The organism is Azonexus hydrophilus (assembly GCF_038368255.1).
GTDB lineage: Bacteria > Pseudomonadota > Gammaproteobacteria > Burkholderiales > Rhodocyclaceae > Azonexus > Azonexus hydrophilus.
The window spans coordinates 965,183-983,461 of sequence record NZ_CP151406.1; the positions used below are offsets into that span (position 1 = coordinate 965,183).

The window sequence follows — 18,279 nt, forward strand, 5'->3', positions numbered from 1 at the left end:
AAAACCCCCTCAGAAAACACTGAGGGGGTTTTTGCGTTTCTGTCGCCGTATAATCGTCACTTCAGACAATACGGAGGAGTATGGAATGTTTGACTGGCGCGACTACGGGAACGGCATCATCGCTTTCGATGCGGGTTATGTGCGGCCGATTCTGGCGGCGATCCACATGGTTGTCGAGAACGGCCGGGTTGCTTTCATCGATACCGGCAGCAACGATTCGCTAGCCAACGCCAGGGCAGCCCTAACCCGTCTCGGGCTCGATGAGACGGCAGTCGATTATGTGGTGCTGACCCATATCCATCTTGACCACGCCGGCGGCGCCGGAGCGATGATGCAGGCCTTCCCGAATGCCAAGCTGGTCGTGCATCCCCGGGGCGCGCGTCACATGGCCGAGCCGGCCAAGCTGGTGGCGGGCGTGTCGGCCGTGTACGGTCCCGAATACGTGCAACGGGTCTATGGGGAAATCATTCCCATCGCCAAGGAGCGCATCATCGAAGCTGCCGACGGTCATGTCTTTTCACTGGCCGGCCGCGAACTCCTCTGTCTCGATACACCGGGGCATGCGCGCCACCATATCTGTATCGTCGATCGCCAAGCCGGTGCGATTTTCACGGGCGACATGTTCGGACTTTCCTATCGCGAACTCGATGTCGGGCAGCGCCAGTTCATTTTCCCGACGACGACGCCAACGCAATTCGAGCCGGAAGAAATGCGTCGTTCGGTCGAGCGCTTGCTCTCGTTCGAGCCGCAGGCGATGTATCTGACGCATTACGGCCAGGTTCCCGATGTTGCCGCTCGGGCTGCGGAACTGCTGCTGCATCTCGATTCCCTGGTGGCCCTGGCCGAGCGCGAAGCCAATGCGGGCGAAGCTCGCCACGCACGGATCAAGCAGGGGATGACCGATTACCTGTTCGGCGCCTTGCGCCAGCACGGTTGCCGGCTGTCCGATCAGGCCATCCTCGATATCTGGGCGACCGACCTGGAACTCAATGCGCAGGGGCTGGGCGTCTGGCTGGATCAGCGCGCCGCCTGACTCACTTGCCGGTGATCAGCCCGATGGCGTGACTGGCGGCGGCCATGCCGAAGACCGAGGTGACGCAGACCGAGGAGCCGAAGCCGGCGCAGTTCAAACCCGCCGGCCCGCTGCCGACGTCGCAGCTGGCACCTTTGTCCGGGTAGCGCAGCGCTTCCGTTGAATAAACGGCGGGAATGCCGAATTTTCCCTGACGGGGAAAGCCGTGTTCCCGCCGCAAGCTGGCCCGGACCTTGGCCAGCAAAGGATCCTGAACGGTCTGGCTGAGATCGCTGACGCGAATCTGGGTCGGGTCGATCTGGCCGCCGGCCGCGCCGACGACCACAATCGGCTGTTTCCGTCGCTTGCAGAAATCGATCATCGCGGTTTTGACGCGCGCCTGGTCGATGGCGTCGACGACGACGTCAAAGCTCCCGCCGAGGGTGGTTTCCATGTTGTCGACGGTGACGAAGTCCTCGATGCATTGAATCACGCACTCGGGATTGATCTGCGCGATGCGCTCAGCCATGGCATCGACCTTGGCCTTGCCGAACACCGGTTCGAGCGCGTGAATCTGGCGGTTGGTGTTGGATTCGGCCACCATGTCCAGATCGATCAGGGTCAGCCTGCCGACGGCTGTTCTGGCCAGGGCTTCGGCGACCCATGAACCGACCCCGCCAATGCCGACCACGCAGACGTGAGCGGCGCGCAGGCGCTGGTAGGCGGCGCTGCCATAGAGGCGCGCAATGCCGCCGAAGCGGCGATTGTCTTCGTTACTCATCAGCTTTCGATTGTCTTGCGGATCACGGCATTGAACGGGGCGATCCACTCCGGGGCGAACTGTTTGTCACAGGCGTTGATTTCGGCAATGGCCCGCAGTACGGAGCGGTTCTTGCCGCGGTGTATGTGCTTGAGCATGACCGCCTCGAAGGCGTCGACGATGGCCAGTATCTTGGCGCCGGGGCAGATGTCCGCTTGCTTGAGTTGATTCGGGTAACCGCCACCATCGGGCATTTCGTGGTGCTGGGCGACCATGCGTGCCGCTTCTTCCCAGCCGCTCATGCGTTGCAGCAGGCCGGCCGCGTAGCCGGGGTGATTGCGCAGCAGCGCCTTGTCGGCGTCGGTCAGCTTGCCGACCTTGAGCCAGGTGGCCTCGGGCAGCAGCATCATCCCGACATCGTGGAGATAGACGGCGGCTTCCAGTTGTATCGGATCGATCAGGTTGTCGCCGGCCTTGTTGGTTTCCAGCGCCAGCCGCAGGATGCGCATCGTGCGTCCCTTGAATAGCGGCGAGCGGCTTTCGAACTGCATGGCCAGCGAGCGGAAGAACTGCAGGTCTTCGCTGGCGTTGACTTGTTCGACCTTGGGCGTGGCCAGCTTGGGGGCTCGGCTGGACATGCCGGTGATCACCGGCGGGAAACCGGTCACGGCCTCGATCAGTTCCGCGCAGCGCAGGTCGACCTTGTCGGCGCTGGCCAGCGCGAGTTTGTCCAGGCCCTGGACCAAATCAAGCAGCCGCAGGTTTTCCAGCGGCTTGCGTGAAAGTATCGCGTCGGTGGCCAGTTCCAGTCGGTCGATGGCCAGCAGGATCAATTCGGCCAGCAAGTCCGAAAAGACGATTTCGCCTTCCCGGAAACGAGACATCATCGACTCGATGGGATGGGCGATGGCGATCCCGAGCTCGAATTTGCACAGGGCGGCATCGCCCTTGATGTTGTGGATGGCGCGAAAGAGGTCGGCGGTCAGTTCCCTATCGCCTTGCGACTTCTTCAGTCGGGCCACATCGCGCTCGACCTCGGGGGCACGGTCGGTCAGTACATCGGCAAACTCTTCCAGTGCTTCCCGATCCTGCACCGTTGGCGAAATGATCGCGCGAATGTCCATCCCCGTCTCCCCGTCTTTTTTGATGAGCACGAGTTTAGCAAACCGCAGCCCGGAACAGGGTCGTACCTGCAGTGAATTGGCCTTGACTGGCTGGGGTCCGCCCCATAAGATTCCGCGCTTCACCCCGAGAACGAATACCGTGACCCTGGAACAGCTATACGCCCTGATCGGGCCCGATATGAAGGCCGTCGATGCGGTCATCCGCGACCGCTTGCATTCGGATGTGGTGCTGGTCAGGCAGGTTGCCGAATACATCATCAACAGCGGCGGCAAGCGCATGCGGCCGGCGCTGGTGCTGCTGGCGGCCGGCAGCCTCGGTTACCAGGGCACGCGCCATCACGAACTGGCGGCGGTGGTCGAATTCATCCACACCGCGACCCTGCTGCACGACGACGTGGTCGACGAGTCCGAACTGCGACGCGGCCGGGAAACCGCCAATGCCGCCTTCGGCAACGCAGCCAGCGTCCTGGTCGGTGACTTCCTCTATTCCCGCGCCTTCCAGATGATGGTGGCGGTCGACAACATGCGCATCATGCAGGTGCTGTCGGACGCGACCAACATCATTGCCGAAGGCGAAGTCCTGCAATTGATGAACTGCCACGACGCCGATGTCGATGAAGCGCGCTACATGCAGGTCATCCATTACAAGACCGCCAAGCTGTTCGAAGCGGCGGCGCGCCTGGGCGGGATCATCGGTAACGCCGAACCCGAACTGGAAGAAGCCCTGGCCCGCTACGGCATGCACCTGGGCACGGCCTTCCAGCTGGTCGACGACGTGCTCGACTACTCCGGCCAGGAAGCCGATACCGGCAAGCATCTGGGCGACGACCTGGCCGAAGGCAAGCCGACCCTGCCGCTGATCTACGTCATGCAACACGGCACGGCCGAGCAGGCGGCCTGCGTTCGCCGCGCCATCGAAGAAGGCGGTCGCGACGAATTCCCGGCGGTGCTGGCGGCGATCCAGGACAGCGGTGCGCTGCTGCACGCGCGAGCGCGTGCGGAACAGGAAGCCGAATTAGCCAGAGCATCAATTTTGGCGCTGGGGGATTCAATTTATAAAAAAGCTCTGCTACAATTGTCCTTCTTAGCGGTACAGAGAAACCACTAGATTAATTTCTGGTCGTCGGAGTGTAGCTCAGCCTGGTAGAGCACTGCGTTCGGGACGCAGGGGTCGCATGTTCGAATCCTGTCACTCCGACCAATTTACTGCTAAGAAAAGAAACAAGCCCTGATTATTCAGGGCTTTTTTCTTTTCTGCCTACGCCGTTCGCGGCAGATAGTGGTCGAATTCCTGGATCAGCGCCGGGGCGGTTTCGTCGAGCAGGAAGTTGCGGAAGTTCATGCCGGCCGGCATCAGGCGTTTGGCGTTCATGTGCACCACGTACCAGGTGCGTTCGATCGGGGTGCCGATCACGTCGAGCAGGCTGACTTCGGCAGTTTTCAGTTCCAGCGGCAGGGTGTGCAGCGACAACAGGCTGATGCCCATGCCGGCCATGACCGCCTGCTTGATCGTTTCGTTGCTGCCCATGCTGATCGTCCGCGCCGGCGTGAACAGGTGGTTCTTGAACATTTCCTCGGCGACGCGCCGGGAGCCCGAACCTTCCTCACGCAGCAGGAAGGTTTCCTGACGCAGTTCGTGCAGTTCGAAGCGGCGCGCCGTGCGCAGCGGATGGTCGGCCGGGGCGACCAGCACGTACGGATGGCGGGCCATCGGTTCGCCGTGGGCGTCGATTTCGACAGGGATACGGCCCATGATCGCCAGGTCGATGGCGTTGTCCTGCAGCTTCTGCAACAACAGTTCGCGGTTGCCGACGGTGAACTGGACGTCGATGCCGGGATGCGCCTGGGCAAACTTGGCCAGCAGGCGCGGCATGAAATACTTGGCGGTACTGACCAGTCCGACCGATATCTGCCCGGTTTCGGCGCCGGCCAGCGCCTGCAGGCTGGCTTCGGCATCCTTGATTTCGCCGAGGATGCGCAAGGCGTGATGTACCAGCAGCTCGCCGGCCCCGGTCAGGGCGACGCCGCGACCCATGCGCTCGAACAGCGGCAGACCGACGTTGTCCTCGAGTTGCTTCAACTGCATGGATACCGCCGGCGGTGTCAGGTGCAGCTCTTCCGCCGCGCGGGCATAGCTCAAATGGCGGGCGGCGACGACGAAGATCTGCAATTGGCGCAGGGTCAGGTTGCGGACAAAGTTCATTGGTCGGTGAAGTGTTTCCATGAATCGTTCAGGTTTTCCTGACTCTAGGCGGCGCATCGGCGGGCGTCAACGGGTGAGGTTCAAATAGACCATCGGCAGTTGTTCGGGGAGGCGTTCGATGCGGTCGAGAATGCGCCACTGCCGGCCGAAGATCCTGCCGACATAGGCGTCGGCTCCGGGATCGAGACTGAGGCAGAAGCTGTCGATGCCGCTGCCGGCGAGTTCGCCCACCGCCTTGCGGGCGTCGGCAAGCAGGTAATCCGGATCGCTGACGTCGATGTCGGCCGGCTCGCCGTCGGTCAGTACGAGCAGGATGCGTTTTTCGCTGCGCCGGGCCGACAGCATGCGCCCGGCGTGCCGCAGCGCGGCGCCCATGCGTGTGGACCAGCCGGCGCTGACGGCGGCCAGGCGCGCCTTGACCGGATCGCCCCAGGCTTCGGAAAAGCCCTTGATGTGGTGGTAGCGGACCTCGTGCCGGGCGTTGGAATGAAAGCCGGCAATGGCGCAGGCGTCGCCCAGTTCGTCGATGGCCCAGGCGAGCAGGGCGACGGCTTCGCGGGCGGTGTCGAGGATGCTTTGCTGGCCGCCCGGCAGCGTGGCGTTCAGCGACTGCGACAGGTCGATCAGCAGCAGCACGCTGATGTCGCGCCCGGCCGTCCGGTGACTGACCTGGATGCGCGGATCGGGCAGGTGGCCGCTACGCCAGTCGGTCCAGGCGCGGACGGCGACATCGAGATCGAGTTCGCTGCCGTTTTCCTGGTGGCGAATGCGTACCCGTTCTTGCGGCTTGAGCAGGTCGAGCAGGCGCTTGAGGCGGCGGGCGAGCGGGGCATGCCTGGCCAGCAGTGCGTCGATGTCGGCGGCCTTGGCCGGCGGGTGCAAGGCTTCGTAGACAGCGACCCAGTCGGGGCGCCAGGTCTGGGCCGCCTCGTCCCACTCCGGGTAATGCCGGGGGGGCAGGCCGCTGGGCTCGCTGGCGGCAGCGCTCGGCGGTGGCTCGAAATTTTCTTCCTCGTCGCCGGCTTCGAGATGAATCCACAGGTGGCGGTTGTCGTCGCGGTAGCCGATTTCGGTATCGGCGAAGTGCACCCGGGCGTACTGGTCGCTCGGCAGGCGGCTGCGTGCGGCGTAGGCAAGCGCAATTTCGGCGACCGCCCGGGTGCTTGCCGCGCCGTCGGCCAGGCAGCGCCGGAAACGCCCGGCGAACTCGTCGATCAGCGGATCGGGATCGCTGCCGGTCGGATCGATGCAGGCCCGCGACAGCCGGGTCAGGCGGTGGCGCAGGGTGTTTTCGCAGGCCGCGTCGCAACTGCCCGGCAGCGGTTGCGGGTGGGCGGCCAGCAGGCTGGCGGTGAGTCCGGGGTAAAGCCGCAGCAGCAGGCAGTCGATACGCGCATCTTCGAGCGCCTCGACCGCCAGGCGTTGCATCGGGCTCCAGTTGTCGGCGATCAACGGCTGGCTCCAGCGGCGATGGCCGGCCATGTGCGCCAGCATCAGTCGGTAACGCGCCAGGCCGCTGCTGCCGGGGCGGTCGGTCAGCACGGCGGGCAGGCGCAGCCCGTCGGCGGCCAGGTAGGGCTGCTGGCGGCGCTCGGCGAAAGTGGTCGAGTAGGGGACGAGCGCGCTGTCGTCGGCCCACAGTGCTTGCAGGCTCAGGGCGAGGCGGCGCTCGACCGTCGCAAACAGAGTGCCGTCCCGCTCACCCTCAAGCAGGCGCCGGCTTTCCGCGGACTGCAGGCTGAAGAAGTCGCGCTGACGTTCGGGGTGGTCGCCGGTCAGGCGGATGCCCTGGGACACCCAGCGGTTCAGACCGGCCAGCGAGACAATGGCGAGCGCCCGGGGGGCGGCAAGGAGGAAATCGGGCAGGGACGGGCTGGGATGGGTGAGCTGGCGACCGTGAATCGAACCGGCGGTGCGTTCGCCAAGGTCGAGGACAATGCGCAGGTAGGCAGCCAGGCCGTCGCTGCTGCGGACGCAGGCGACGACTGCGGCCAGCGTCTGCAGCAAGGGCGTCACGGCAGGTGCGTTGGGCGATTTCTGCAGGCTGCGGATGCTCGCCATCAGGGGCGGCAGGGCCTCGGCCGGCGCGAGCTGGCGCGCCACCGCCGGCCAGTGTTCGAGAAAGGCGAGCAACGGTTCGGGGCCGCGTCCGAGCTTGCCGATGGTGCGTGCCGCTTCCAGGTAGTCGCCGAGTTCGATGGCGGTGAGTACTTGCCCGGCGGCGGCCAGGCATTCCTCGAAGACGTCGGCGACGACGGCAAAACCGCAGTCGAGCGTGGTCCAGGCTGCCTGCGCCGACGGGCTGGACATCGGCCGCTGGCGCGCGTCGGCAATGTTGCGCAGGCCGGGAACCGCCATCCCGGTCAGCCAAAAATGGCCGTAATGGCGTGGTCCAGGCTGTCGATCACGTCGGCGTCGTCGGTGATCGGGCGGACCATCGCCATGCGGCAGGCGTCGGCCGGGCTGACGCCGCGGGCGATCAGGCTGGCGGCGTAGACGATCAGCCGGGTCGAGATGCCTTCGTCGAGGCCGTGCCCCTTGAGGCGCCGACCGGCCTGGGCGAAAGTCACCAGTTGTTCGGCGGTGGCCTGGGCGATCGAGGTTTCGGCGCAGACGATGCGGGCTTCCAGGCTGGCTTCCGGATAGTCGAACTGGAAGGCGGAGAAACGCTGCTTGGTCGATTGCTTGAGATCCTTCACCAGGCTCTGGTAACCGGGGTTGTAGGAAATCACCAGCTGGAAGTCGGGGTGGGCTGCGACCTGTTCGCCCTTCTTGTCGAGCGGCAGCATGCGCCGGTGATCGGTCAGCGGATGGATGACCACCAGCGTGTCCTGGCGGGCTTCGACGATTTCGTCGAGATAGCAGATCGCGCCGAGGCGGGCGGCGACAGTCAGCGGGCCGTCCTGCCAGCGCGTGCCGTTGGCGTCGAGCAGGTAGCGGCCGACCAGGTCGGCGGCGGTCATGTCCTCGTTGCAGGCGACGCTGATCAGCGGCCGGCCCAGCTTCCAGGCCATGTACTCGACGAAGCGCGACTTGCCGCAGCCGGTCGGCCCCTTGAGCATGACCGGCAGGCGGGCGGCGTAGGCCGCTTCGTACAGCTCGATTTCCTTGCCTTGCGGTTGATAGAAGGGTTCGCGGCAAACCGCGAAGTGGGCGACATCGTTCATGGCGGTCTCCTGGCGGGCGCGGAAGAAAAACCCCGCCGGGGCGGGGTGGGTTAGTGCTTACTTATGCACGCCGAGCTTGTCGCGCCAGCCCGGGTAGATCTGGTCGGCGTCGTTGGGGAAGGAGGCAAACGCCCGGGCGAACTCCGGATGCTCCTTGGCCCACTCGATCGGATCAGCCTTGGCCTTCCAGCATTCGTAAGCCTGACGCAGCGACTTGGCGCCGGCCGCCGGGCTGTCGATGTGGCCGTAGGAGCCGCCGCCCGCCGTGTTGATCACGTTGCCGTGGCCGAGGTTCTCGAAGAAGCCGGGCAGGCGCAGTGCGTTCATGCCGCCGGAGATGATCGGCGTCGTCGGCTTCATGCCGTACCACTCCTGGTGGTAAGCCGGGCCGGTATAGCTGTCGCGCTCGATGATGTAGGCGATGGCGCGGTCGTCCTTGTCGCCCTCCATCTTGCCGTAGCCCATGGTCCCGACGTGGATGCCCGAAGCCCCCTGCAGCCGGCTCATCTTGGCCAGCACGTAGGCGGTGTAGCCGCGCTTCGACGACGGCGAAGTGACGGCGCCGTGGCCGGCGCGGTGGTAGTGCAGGTACTGGCGCGAGAAGTAGCGGCGGGCGGTGGTGACCATGCCCGGGCCGCCGACGTAGCCGTCGACCAGAAAAGCCACCTTGTCGGCATCCGGGCCGAAAGCTTCGAGGATGTATTCGCCACGGGCGATCATCTCGCCGTGGTCGTCGGCGGTAATGTTGGCCGAGAAAATCTTGGCCTGGCCGGTTTCGTCCATGGCCCGCTTCATCGCATCGCGCACCAGCGGAATGACTTGCTTCATCGGGCAGAACACCTGGTTGCCCTGCGGCTCGTCGTTCTTGATGAAGTCGCCGCCCAGCCAGAACTGGTAGGCCGCAGCAGCGAACGGTTCGGGACGCAGGCCGAGCTTGGGCTTGATGATGGTGCCGGCGATGTAGCCGCCATCCTGCATCGGCCGGCCGAGGATGCGCCACAGGTTGCTGATGTCCACCGACGGGCCGTCGAACAGTTCGATGGCGCGGCGCGGCACGTAGAAGTCGTACATCTTGGCGTGCTCGATGTCGCCCATGCCCTGGTTGTTGCCGATGGTCAGCGTCAGGAAGGAAACGATCATCATCCGGCCGTCGATGACGTTGCGGTCGAACAGATCGATCGGGTAGGCGATGCGCATTTCCTCGGTCGCCTCGTCGATGTGATAGACCAGCGCATCGACACCCTTGGTGAATTCGTCGGTGGTGCACACCTCGACATTGGTGCCGGTAGAGGACTCGGCGGCGAAGTGAGCAGCCGCTTCAAGGTAGCCGTAGCCGGCCTTGGGCTTCATCTTGTAGGCGCAGAGAATGTGCTGGCCACCGGCGATCAGGTCTTCTTCCTTGAGGCTCAGGTCGGCATAGCGGTTCGATTGATCCATCTTTTGTCTCCTTGGTGTGTTCGCCGGGTGGCTACGATGGAGACCATATTAGGAAGGGCAAAAGATAAATAACAGTCACGTATTTTTATGGGATTGTTCAGTGATTTCTTATTATTTTGCCGACCCCTCGCCGGGAACTTTCCCTTGTCAGCCGGTCTAAGCGGCTTCAATCGATCAATAACCTTTTCTGCGGGGTGTTAAATGGATGAGCTTTCCCTGGTTGGCGTCGGCTTCGCCGTGGTGATTTTCGGCATGGCCTGCTTCATGGCCAACAAGCTGGCTTCGAAAAAAGCCTACCACTGAAAGAAAAGCCGGGCTTGCCCGGCTTTTTTACGCCGTCTCGTCCGGCGGGCTGAAGAAACAGAGCGTGTTGCGCCCGGCGTCCTTGGCCTGATACATCGCCAGATCGGCCTGCTTGAGAATCTCGTCGGGATCGATGCCGTTGCCGATGAAGACGCGGATGCCGATGCTCGCCGAACAGCGGTGTTCAATCGCCTGCCCAGCCGAGCCGCCGTGGTTCACGCTCAAGCAGTAAGGCTCGGCCAGCAGGGCGCGGATTTTCTCGGCAATCGTCGCCACCTGCTCGTGTGACACGGCGAGATCGCGATCCAGCTCGCGGATGATCACGACAAACTCGTCGCCGCCGAAGCGGGCAACCGTATCCACCTCCCGCACCCCGGCCTTCAGCCGCCTGGCCACTTCGATCAGCAAGTGATCGCCCGCTTCGTGCCCGTGCAGATCGTTCAGCGGCTTGAAATTGTCCAGGTCGAGAAACAGCAGCGCGCCGAAAATCCCCGTACGCTTGCTCGACGCCAGACTCTGCCCGAGGCGATCCTCAAGCAGGCGACGATTGGGCAGGCCGGTCAGGGGATCGTAGAACGCCAGCTTCTGGATCTGATCCTGCAGCCGCTTGCGTTCGGTCGTTTCGCGGCTGATCCCGTGGTAACCGGTAATCCGGCCACGCGCATCGCGCTCCGGCTTCGACAGCACCTCGGCCCACAGCAGCCGGCCATCCTTGCAGCGATGCTGAATCTCGAAAGTGACCGGGCCGGTGATCGTACCGTCCGCCTCCTTCTCCTGGCGCTGCTTGATGATGTTGGTCACCGTCGCAATGCCCTCGTCGGTGAACATTTCGAAAACATGGTGGCCGATCACCTCATCCGCCCTGAAACCGCGCAGCTTCTCGTCGGTCGGGTTGATGTAGGTGATGAACAGATTCGGGTCGGCGCGCCAGATTACATCGGAAACATCCTCCGTCAGCCGCCGGAACAATGCCTCGCTGGCCCGGAGCGCCGCCAATTCGCTGCGCATCTGCGCCTGCTTCCAGAGCAGAAACAGAACAACCGCAAGCAGTAGCACACCACCAACGAGCACCAGCATTCCATCCAGCATCAACAGCCAGCCTCCTCTGTTCTTAACCCCGTTCCCAATTGGGATGATGCCTTACCTGGCCGGGAAGTGCCGGAAAAGCGTGGCGAAACAGGTGCGCGGGTTCAGGGTTTGTATTGGCGCATCGTACCGCAGGGAGGGGAGCGGTGGCGGCGTTCGGGCAAAAGAGGCGAGTCTGTGGGACGAGTCGACAGAAGTATTGATCTTGCTTCTGCGAGTCAAATTAGATATTCAGTTGCGCCGGAAATGATGGGCGGGTAAGGTTGTGCCTGTCCGGTTTTCTTGGGGGGAAGCAGGTGAATATCAGCGCGAAAGACAGTGGTTCTATCTGGCATAGGCGTTTCCGGCTGTCCTGTATTCTGGGATATTGGACAACTTTGTTGTCGATTTCTGGTTAGAGAGCACCATGAGCACGCCAGAGACGATTGCTGTCATTTCCTCTGTCACAGCGCTCCTCGCCGTTTTGCTCGGTCCATTGGTCTCCTTATGGGCAGCGCAGCGCCAGAGCCGAGTCACTGTACTGTCCGCGAACCGCCAAACTTGGATCAACACTTTGCGAGACCTTATAGCCGAATACATCTCGATCACCGGCCTCATGCACGCAGGCGACTGGTCTAGCCGAACGGAAATCGAGTTCGATCAGAAAATGGAGCGGCTTGCGCTGCTGAGTGCAAAGGTGCGACTTATGCTCAATCCGAAAGAGGAAGACCATCAACGCCTCGGTCAGCTTCTCGGAGATCTGCTACTTACTATGGGCGGCCGCGCTGCGGCTGGAGATAAGCGAGATGCTCAAAGGGCTCGAACACTGGTTGAAGAGCTCGTGCCACTATCGCAGTCGATCCTCAAGCGCGAATGGGTGCGCGTAAAGCGTGTTGAGTAGCGTGCTCTCAAACGCTACGTTCGACGCGACCTGCGTGAAAAACCACGCAGTCGCCTCAAATTCACGTTGGGCATCAATCTACGCGGAGTATCGATGGAGGTAACAGACAAACCATACCAGGAACATCGCGTATTCGCTGAGCTCCAGCAATACATGAAGTTCTATGAGCGATTGGCCATGTCCGTATTCTCCTTCGCTACAATGGGTACCAAGGCCATCTGCAACATCGACACGTACGTCTACTCTTCAATGCAAGGTACGGTCGAATCAATGAGAACAATCTTGCTTGCAGGCCGTATCAACGATGCATACGCATTGTTGCGAAAGTACTACGATTCCGCAGTAATCAACGTCTACTCGAATTTGTACCTCCACGACAATTTCAGCATCGAAAGCTTCATCGTTGACAAGATAAACAACTGGCTCCAAGGAAAGGAAAAGCTGCCAGAGTACCGAGTGATGTCGCAATACATAAGAGCCTCAGGAGAGCTGAAGCCGATCAACGATGTGTTTGGCGTCGATGACAGGTACAAACGCCTTCGCGATAGATGTAACGATCACACACATTACAACTTCTATCGCCACGCAATGCTAAATGACAATCAGATTTACATAAAGAACCGCGGCTGGTGGCTTGACCGATTTTCTGAGGACGCACGAGACATATTCATTCTGCACCTCGGATACATCTTCTTCTTGAAGAACCATTACATGATGTCCAGTGATCATATGGACGCATTTGAGTGTGGCATGCAGCCGGAAGAAGATTCACAGTATTGGGTCGCTCCGTTCATTCAAGAGATGTTCGACGAAGTCATTACGCCGAGACGCCCGGATGTTACATCTACGATCAAGGCAAATTCGTCAATGCGTTTATCATGAACCGATTGATGCCCAACCCTGCGGTCAACCGGATCAACTCGAGAAGCCGCGCAGTCCGGTGAATTCAAACGTGGGGCACCTCAGGCACCCTCATGGCGCCATTGATACTTTGTAGCCACAAGGCTACATTCAAACCATGATTGAAATCCGCGAGACTGAAAGCGAGAGCGAGAGCTGATTATTCTTTTGACTGGTGGCGACAAGAGCAGCCAGGCCAACGATATCAAGACCGCCTTGCACCTCGCTCGCAATCTCGCGGAGTAAGCACCATGACCAAGACTGCTACCACATCGCTACGATGTTGCCGAACATCTCAGAACGCCGGAGGAGATGGCGGCTTATTTTGAAGCCTGCTTCGAAGAGGCCGACGGCGATGCAGCCTTTATTGCCAAGGCGCTCTCCGGGGAACGGAGTCCAGGCTTCGATACCATCTCAAGGTTGTCGGCGCGCTGGGTCTCAAGCTCCATGCCGAAGTCAGCCATCGCTGACCAGACACGCCTCCAGCTCCCCCAACGAACACCCCGCCAACCCCTCAATCACCCTCCACGCCCCGCGAAAATTCTGCCCGCGGGTGTATTCGCTAATCGTGACCACGCAGCGCAAACCCGCGCTCAACGCCGATTTCAGGCCCATTTCCGAGTCTTCGATGGCCAGGCAGGCGGTTGCCGGCAGGGCGAGGCGGTTGAGGACCCACTGGTAGATGTCCGGGGCCGGCTTTTTGGCCGGGACGATGTCGCCGGCGCCGATGACTTCGAACCAGGCAGGGGCGTCGGGGCCGAGGTTGGCGCGGAGCAGGGCGTCGACGTTTTCGGGTGTGGTGGTGGTGGCGATGGCCAGGCGGATGCCGGCTTGCCGGGCTTCGCTGATCAGCTGGGCGACGCCGGGGCGGAGCGGGAGCTGGCCCTGATCGACCCGGCGCAGATAGTGCGCGGTCTTGATCTTGTGTAGTTGGCCGACCAGCGCGTCGAAGTCGGGGCGGGCGGCGATGTCCGGGGCGTGTTGCGCGGCGTAGTGGCGGATGCGTTCCTTGCCGCCGGTGATGGCGAGCAATTCGCCGTAGCGCTGTTCGTCCCAGTGCCAGGTCAGCCCGCAGTCGCGGAAGGCGGCGTTGAAGGCCGGGCGGTGGCCGTCGCGCTCGGTTTCGGCGAGCGTGCCATCGACATCGAAAATCAGGGCTTGCAGTTTGTTCATGGCAGCGACGATAGCCACGCGCGCGCGTTCGGGCCAGTCAATCTTGCTGATGCCTGGGTTCAGCGACATTTAATAAGCTATAACTTATTTACCTATTAAGAAATTCTGACTAGGCCTTAACTAAGAAGTCACTTACCTTTGTCCTCAATGCAGTAATACAACAATGATTGGAGATACCATGCATATCGGACGCACCACCCTGTCCAAGTTCGTCATCGAGCAGACGCGCGGCGCGCACAGCGAGATGGGCGCCTTGCTCATCGACGTGGCGGCGGCGGTCAAGACCATTTCCGGTCTGGTCGGCAAGGGCGCGCTGAGCGGCTTTTCCGGTTCGATGGCGTCGACCAATGTCCAGGGCGAGGTGCAGAAGAAGCTGGATGTGCTGACCAACGAGGCCATCCTGCGCCATTGCGAGTGGGGCGGCCAGCTGGCTGGCATGGCGTCGGAGGAGATGGATGCGCCGTATGCGATTCCCGCCGAGTACCCGCGTGGCCGCTACCTGCTGATTTTCGATCCGCTCGACGGGTCGTCGAACAGCGACGTGAATGTTTCGGTCGGCACCATTTTCTCGATTCTGCAGCGGTCGACCGCCGGCGACGCCGAGCCGGCCGATTTCCTGCAGCCGGGGGCGCGGCAGGTCGCCGCCGGTTACGCCATCTACGGCCCATCGACCATGCTGGTGCTGAGCGTCGGCACCGGTACGCACGGGTTTACGCTGCATCGCGAGAGCGGCAATTTCATCCTGACGCATCCCGACATCCGCGTGCCGGAAACCACCCGCGAGTTCGCCATCAACACGTCGAACGAACGCTTCTGGGAGCCGCCGGTGCAGCGCTATGTCAGCGAGTGCAAGGCCGGCAAGACCGGCATCCGCGAGGCCGATTTCAACATGCGCTGGATCGCGTCCATGGTCGCCGAGGTGCACCGCATCCTGATGCGCGGCGGCATCTTCATGTACCCCAAGGACAACAAGGATCCGGCCAAGCCGGGTCGCCTGCGCCTGCTTTACGAAGCCAACCCGATGGCCATGCTGATCGAGCAGGCCGGCGGCGCGGCCTCGACCGGGCGCGGGCGCATCCTCGATGTGGTGCCGGAAGCCTTGCACCAGCGCGTGCCGGTGATGCTCGGCTCGCGCGAGGAAGTCAAGCGGCTCGAACGCTATCACCACGAATACGATACCGGGGCCGACCGCCCCTTTGCGTCGCCGCTGTTCGCCGAACGCTCGCTGTTCCGCGACTGACGCCGCTCAAGCATTCCATATCCCGGGGAGTCATCCGCCATGTCCGTCAAGCACCCGATCATCGCCATCACCGGCTCGTCCGGCGCCGGTACCAGTACCGTGATGCAGAGTTTCCAGCACATCTTCCGGCGCGAGAAGCTCAACGCCCAGATCGTCGAGGGCGACTCCTTCCATCGCTACGACCGTAAAAGCATGCGCGCCGAGATGAAGGCGCAGGAGGAACAGGGCAACCTCAACTTCAGCCATTTCGGTCCCGAGGCCAATCTGCTGCAGGAACTGCAGGACCTGTTCATCAGCTATGGGCGCGACGGCAGCGGCAAGGTGCGCAAATACCTGCACGATGCAGGCGAGGCCGAGCCCTGGGGCCAGGAACCGGGCACCTTCACGCCCTGGCAGGAGATTACCGGCGACACCGACCTGATGTTTTACGAAGGCCTGCACGGCGCCTGGGCCGGCGACGGCATCGACATCGCCGCCCAGGTCGATCTGTGCGTCGGCGTCGTGCCGATCATCAACCTGGAGTGGATCCAGAAGCTGCACCGCGACCAGAAGATGCGCGGCTACTCGCAGGAAGCGGTGACCGACACCATCCTGCGCCGCATGCCTGATTACGTCAGCCACCTGTGCCCGCAGTTCTCGCGCACCCACGTCAATTTCCAGCGCGTGCCCATCGTCGATACCTCTAACCCCTTCATCGCCCGCGACATTCCCAGCGCCGACGAGAGCATGGTGGTGATCCGTTTCGCCAACCCCAAGGGCATCGATTTCCAGTACCTGCTCAACATCCTGCACGGCAGCATGCTGACCCGCCCGAACACCCTGGTCGTGCCCGGCGGCAAGATGGGGCTGGCGATGCAGATGATCTTCACGCCCATGGTCCTACGCCTGATGGACCTCAAGCGTCGCGCCTGAGCTACGGAAACTTACCGAGATGGAGAGAGACATGACCACCACCGCATTCCGTCGCGACCTGGCCAACGCCGTCCGCTTCCTGGCCATCGACGCCGTCGAGCAGGCCAAATCCGGCCACCCCGGCGCCCCGATGGGCATGGCCGACATCGCCGAAGTCCTGTGGCGCGACCACCTGCGCCACAACCCGGCCAACCCGCAGTGGGCCGACCGCGACCGCTTCGTGCTGTCGAACGGCCACGGCTCGATGCTGATCTACGCGCTGCTGCACCTGACCGGCTACGACCTGCCGCTCGACGAACTCAAGCGTTTCCGCCAGTTCGGCAGCAAGACCGCCGGCCATCCCGAAGTCGGCCACACGCCGGGCGTCGAGACGACCACCGGGCCGCTTGGTCAGGGCATCAGCAACGCGGTCGGCATGGCGCTGGCGGAAAAGCTGCTGGCCCAGCGCTACAACCGGCCCGGCCACGCCATCGTCGATCACCGCACCTGGGCCTTCCTCGGCGACGGCTGCATGATGGAAGGGATCAGCCACGAAGCCTGCGCGCTGGCCGGCGTGTGGGGGCTGAACAAGCTGGTCGCCTTCTACGACGATAACGGGATTTCCATCGACGGCCACGTCGAAGGCTGGTTCCGCGACGACACCGGCGCCCGTTTCCGCGCCTACGGCTGGGATGTCATCGGCCCGATCGACGGCCACGACGCCATCGCCGTTGCCGCCGCCATTGCCGAAGCCAGGCAGTCGCGCAGCAAGCCGACCCTGATCGTCTGCCGCACCCAGATCGGCTGGGGTTCGCCGAACAAGGTCGGCAGCCACGACGTGCATGGGGCGCCGCTGGGCGCGGCCGAGAACGCCGCCACCCGCGCCGCGTTGAACTGGCCGCATGCGCCGTTCGAGGTGCCGGCGGCGCTGCGCAGTGCCTGGGACGCCCGCGCCAGCGGCGCGGCGGCTGAAGCGCAATGGCAGCTTGAATTCTCTGCCTACCGTGCGCAATACCCCGAACTGGCCGCCGAATTCGAGCGCACCCAGGCCGGCGGTCTGCCGGAAAACTGGCCGGAAATCCGCGCCGAACTGCTTGCCCAGGCGGCCGTGAAAAATGGCGGCATCGCCAGCCGCAAGTCGTCGCAGAACTGCCTCGATTTTCTGATCGACCGCGTTCCCGAACTGCTCGGCGGTTCGGCCGACCTGACCGGCTCCAACCTGACCGCCGGCAAAGGCAGCGTTGCCTGGCATGCGGCCGGCGAGCGCACGCCGAACTACATCTCTTACGGCGTGCGCGAATTCGGCATGGCGGCGATCATGAACGGCGTCGCCCTGCACGGCGGGCTGATTCCCTACGGCGGCACCTTCGCCGTGTTCTCGGACTATTCGCGCAACGCCATTCGCATGAGCGCGCTGATGCAGCAGCGCGTCGTCCATGTGCTGACCCACGATTCCATCGGCCTCGGCGAGGACGGGCCGACGCACCAGCCGGTCGAGCACGTCGGCAGCCTGCGCCTGATCCCCGGTCTCGATGTCTGGCGCCCCTGCGACGAGCTGGAAACGGCGGTGGCCTGGGCCGAGTCGCTGGAACGCCGCGACGGACCGAGCGCCTTGTTCCTGTCGCGGCAGAACCTCGACCAATGCGGCGACCGCGCCGGTCGGGCCGAAGAGATTGCCCGTGGCGGTTACGTCCTGCGCGACGCCGACGGCCCCTTGCAGGCGTTGATCATCGCCACCGGCTCGGAAGTCGGCATCGCCCTGGAGGCGCAGCACGAACTAGCGACCCACGGGGTTGCCGTGCGCGTCGTCTCCATGCCTTGTTGCGCACGTTTCGACCGCCAGAAGAGCGCCTGGAAGCGCGCGGTGCTGCCGCCGGAAGTCGTGCGCATCGCCATCGAGGCGGCGCATCCCGACCCCTGGCGCAAGTATGTCGGCCTGGTCGGCGAGGTGGTCGGCATCGACCGCTTCGGCGCCTCTGCCCCGGCGCCCGCGCTTTACGAACATTTCGGGCTGACCGCCCGCCATCTGGCCAGCGTCGTCGTCGAAACCATCGCCCGCGAGAGCGGCAACGACGGCGATTTCTGATCACGCCAGCGACAAAA

General features: G+C 63.0%; 15 protein-coding genes and 1 tRNA gene. 8 read left to right on the top strand and 8 right to left on the bottom strand.

Annotation, left to right across the window (positions count from 1 at the left end):
- The first annotated feature begins 85 nt into the window (after window positions 1–85).
- A complete protein-coding gene (locus tag AADV58_RS04690) occupies window positions 86–1,033 on the top strand; it encodes an MBL fold metallo-hydrolase (RefSeq protein ID WP_341744188.1) in 948 nt (315 codons plus the stop codon).
- A gap of 1 nt (window position 1,034) precedes the next feature.
- Here the strand turns inward: AADV58_RS04690 and AADV58_RS04695 are convergent, their stop codons facing one another.
- Together AADV58_RS04695 and AADV58_RS04700 are read right to left on the bottom strand one after the other, a co-directional pair.
- Entirely contained in the window at window positions 1,035–1,793 is a 759-nt protein-coding gene (locus AADV58_RS04695; RefSeq protein WP_341744189.1) for a tRNA threonylcarbamoyladenosine dehydratase, read from the bottom strand.
- Window positions 1,793–2,896 carry an HD domain-containing phosphohydrolase gene (locus AADV58_RS04700; protein ID WP_341744190.1) on the bottom strand — a complete coding sequence of 368 codons (1,104 nt, stop codon included), beginning with the start codon at window positions 2,894–2,896 and terminating at the stop codon, window positions 1,793–1,795. The genes AADV58_RS04695 and AADV58_RS04700 overlap by 1 nt, the downstream gene beginning before the upstream one ends.
- Window positions 2,897–3,035: 139 nt before the next feature.
- Here AADV58_RS04700 and ispB point away from each other — a divergent pair, with 139 nt between their 5' ends.
- Both ispB and AADV58_RS04710 read left to right on the top strand, forming a co-directional pair.
- A complete protein-coding gene (gene ispB / locus AADV58_RS04705) occupies window positions 3,036–4,004 on the top strand; it encodes an octaprenyl diphosphate synthase (RefSeq protein ID WP_028995234.1) in 969 nt (322 codons plus the stop codon).
- 16 nt (window positions 4,005–4,020) lie between these two features.
- Window positions 4,021–4,097, top strand: a tRNA-Pro gene (locus AADV58_RS04710).
- Between the two features lie 57 nt (window positions 4,098–4,154).
- On the opposite strand, the gene AADV58_RS04715 is transcribed toward AADV58_RS04710, so the two are convergent.
- The 5 genes from AADV58_RS04715 to AADV58_RS04735 all read right to left on the bottom strand — a co-directional run bounded on the left by AADV58_RS04715 (window position 4,155) and on the right by AADV58_RS04735 (window position 11,095).
- The gene (locus AADV58_RS04715; protein WP_245580545.1) at window positions 4,155–5,120 is read right to left on the bottom strand and encodes a LysR family transcriptional regulator; all 966 of its coding nucleotides are present in this window, start codon (window positions 5,118–5,120) and stop codon (window positions 4,155–4,157) included.
- Between the two features lie 45 nt (window positions 5,121–5,165).
- Window positions 5,166–7,457: a nitric oxide reductase activation protein NorD gene (locus AADV58_RS04720; RefSeq protein WP_341744191.1), complete on the bottom strand. Its 2,292-nt coding sequence runs from the start codon at window positions 7,455–7,457 to the stop codon at window positions 5,166–5,168.
- Between the two features lie 5 nt (window positions 7,458–7,462).
- On the bottom strand, window positions 7,463–8,266 hold the full coding sequence (locus AADV58_RS04725) for a CbbQ/NirQ/NorQ/GpvN family protein (protein ID WP_341744192.1): 804 nt from the start codon (window positions 8,264–8,266) through the stop codon (window positions 7,463–7,465).
- 57 nt (window positions 8,267–8,323) lie between these two features.
- Entirely contained in the window at window positions 8,324–9,703 is a 1,380-nt protein-coding gene (locus AADV58_RS04730; RefSeq protein ID WP_341744193.1) for a ribulose-bisphosphate carboxylase, read from the bottom strand.
- Window positions 9,704–10,033: 330 nt separating this feature from the next.
- Window positions 10,034–11,095: a sensor domain-containing diguanylate cyclase gene (locus AADV58_RS04735; protein ID WP_341744532.1), complete on the bottom strand. Its 1,062-nt coding sequence runs from the start codon at window positions 11,093–11,095 to the stop codon at window positions 10,034–10,036.
- A 403-nt stretch (window positions 11,096–11,498) separates the two neighbouring features.
- Here AADV58_RS04735 and AADV58_RS04740 point away from each other — a divergent pair, with 403 nt between their 5' ends.
- The gene (locus AADV58_RS04740; protein ID WP_341744194.1) at window positions 11,499–11,972 is read left to right on the top strand and encodes a hypothetical protein; all 474 of its coding nucleotides are present in this window, start codon (window positions 11,499–11,501) and stop codon (window positions 11,970–11,972) included.
- Between the two features lie 93 nt (window positions 11,973–12,065).
- Window positions 12,066–12,854, top strand: a complete 789-nt coding sequence (locus AADV58_RS04745; protein WP_341744195.1) for a hypothetical protein — start codon at window positions 12,066–12,068, stop codon at window positions 12,852–12,854.
- Between the two features lie 474 nt (window positions 12,855–13,328).
- Here AADV58_RS04745 and AADV58_RS04750 read toward each other — a convergent pair whose 3' ends face one another.
- Window positions 13,329–14,114 (bottom strand): HAD family hydrolase, encoded by a 786-nt coding sequence (locus AADV58_RS04750; protein WP_341744196.1) that lies wholly within the window; start codon window positions 14,112–14,114, stop codon window positions 13,329–13,331.
- A gap of 109 nt (window positions 14,115–14,223) precedes the next feature.
- Between AADV58_RS04750 and AADV58_RS04755 the strand changes: the two genes are divergently transcribed.
- From AADV58_RS04755 to tkt, 3 genes are read left to right on the top strand one after another with little or no spacing between them, the layout of a single operon-like run.
- Window positions 14,224–15,285 carry a class 1 fructose-bisphosphatase gene (locus tag AADV58_RS04755; RefSeq protein WP_341744197.1) on the top strand — a complete coding sequence of 354 codons (1,062 nt, stop codon included), beginning with the start codon at window positions 14,224–14,226 and terminating at the stop codon, window positions 15,283–15,285.
- Window positions 15,286–15,324: 39 nt separating this feature from the next.
- On the top strand, window positions 15,325–16,197 hold the full coding sequence (locus tag AADV58_RS04760; RefSeq protein WP_341744198.1) for a phosphoribulokinase: 873 nt from the start codon (window positions 15,325–15,327) through the stop codon (window positions 16,195–16,197).
- Window positions 16,198–16,228: 31 nt separating this feature from the next.
- Window positions 16,229–18,262 carry a transketolase gene (gene tkt / locus AADV58_RS04765; RefSeq protein ID WP_341744199.1) on the top strand — a complete coding sequence of 678 codons (2,034 nt, stop codon included), beginning with the start codon at window positions 16,229–16,231 and terminating at the stop codon, window positions 18,260–18,262.
- Window positions 18,263–18,279: the final 17 nt, after the last annotated feature.

Bases quoted from the DNA above. Each gene is read 5' to 3' on its own strand.
- AADV58_RS04695 (WP_341744189.1), bottom strand. From the start codon at position 1,793: ATGAGTAACGAAGACAATCGCCGCTTCGGCGGCATTGCGCGCCTCTAT.
- AADV58_RS04700 (WP_341744190.1), bottom strand. From the start codon at position 2,896: ATGGACATTCGCGCGATCATTTCGCCAACGGTGCAGGATCGGGAAGCA.
- AADV58_RS04750 (WP_341744196.1), bottom strand. From the start codon at position 14,114: ATGTCGCTGAACCCAGGCATCAGCAAGATTGACTGGCCCGAACGCGCG.
- AADV58_RS04720 (WP_341744191.1), bottom strand. From the start codon at position 7,457: ATGGCGGTTCCCGGCCTGCGCAACATTGCCGACGCGCGCCAGCGGCCG.
- AADV58_RS04690 (WP_341744188.1), top strand. From the start codon at position 86: ATGTTTGACTGGCGCGACTACGGGAACGGCATCATCGCTTTCGATGCG.
- AADV58_RS04760 (WP_341744198.1), top strand. From the start codon at position 15,325: ATGTCCGTCAAGCACCCGATCATCGCCATCACCGGCTCGTCCGGCGCC.
- tkt (WP_341744199.1), top strand. From the start codon at position 16,229: ATGACCACCACCGCATTCCGTCGCGACCTGGCCAACGCCGTCCGCTTC.
- AADV58_RS04725 (WP_341744192.1), bottom strand. From the start codon at position 8,266: ATGAACGATGTCGCCCACTTCGCGGTTTGCCGCGAACCCTTCTATCAA.
- AADV58_RS04740 (WP_341744194.1), top strand. From the start codon at position 11,499: ATGAGCACGCCAGAGACGATTGCTGTCATTTCCTCTGTCACAGCGCTC.
- AADV58_RS04755 (WP_341744197.1), top strand. From the start codon at position 14,224: ATGCATATCGGACGCACCACCCTGTCCAAGTTCGTCATCGAGCAGACG.
- AADV58_RS04715 (WP_245580545.1), bottom strand. From the start codon at position 5,120: ATGGAAACACTTCACCGACCAATGAACTTTGTCCGCAACCTGACCCTG.
- AADV58_RS04730 (WP_341744193.1), bottom strand. From the start codon at position 9,703: ATGGATCAATCGAACCGCTATGCCGACCTGAGCCTCAAGGAAGAAGAC.
- AADV58_RS04745 (WP_341744195.1), top strand. From the start codon at position 12,066: ATGGAGGTAACAGACAAACCATACCAGGAACATCGCGTATTCGCTGAG.
- AADV58_RS04735 (WP_341744532.1), bottom strand. From the start codon at position 11,095: ATGCTGGATGGAATGCTGGTGCTCGTTGGTGGTGTGCTACTGCTTGCG.